1 protein-coding gene is annotated in these 552 nt (G+C 59.6%); it reads left to right on the top strand.

The features are described 5' to 3' along the window. Positions 1-219 precede the first annotated feature (219 nt). The gene (locus tag KPG66_RS16940) at positions 220-495 is read left to right on the top strand and encodes an AMP-binding enzyme (RefSeq protein WP_237071615.1); all 276 of its coding nucleotides are present in this window, start codon (positions 220-222) and stop codon (positions 493-495) included. The last annotated feature ends 57 nt before the right edge of the window (positions 496-552 follow it).

Raw genomic sequence — 552 nt, forward strand, 5'->3', positions numbered from 1 at the left:
CCGCTGCGGCCGATAGGATCGCCGTTTTTCTTCATCGCAAGGGGGTCGTTGCAGGGGATCGGGTCGGGCTTTTCATGCGCAAAAGCGCGCACACGCTCGCGGCCATCTTCGGCATACTCCTGGTACAACACCGGGGACATCGTTCGCGCCTCGCCCGAAGGCTACCTCTTCCTGGGGCGGCTTGATCGTATGATTAAGCGTCATGGATACCGGATTGAGTTGGATGAGATTGAATCATGCCTGGCCGCCCACCCTGAACTGACCGCCTGTGCAGTGGTCAGCTCCGGTTCCGACGGGAACACCACCATCACGGCATTTGTCGTGGCCCGCGATGCCCCACTCTGCCCAACAGATTTGAGTCAGTTCTGCTACAACCGACTCGCACGGTACATGGTGCCCGACCAATTCCGTTACCTGCCTGATCTGCCCCGCACCTCAACGGGCAAGACCCACTATCAACTTTTGGAGCGTCAGTGCGATGCCAAACAAGCTTGATGAACGACGAATCGCGCTGCGCGAGCAGGCCGCACGTTTTGCCCGCGACCAGCTCAG

It is taken from the genome of Mycetohabitans sp. B2, from assembly GCF_021733735.1.
In the GTDB taxonomy this organism is placed as follows: domain Bacteria; phylum Pseudomonadota; class Gammaproteobacteria; order Burkholderiales; family Burkholderiaceae; genus Mycetohabitans; species Mycetohabitans rhizoxinica.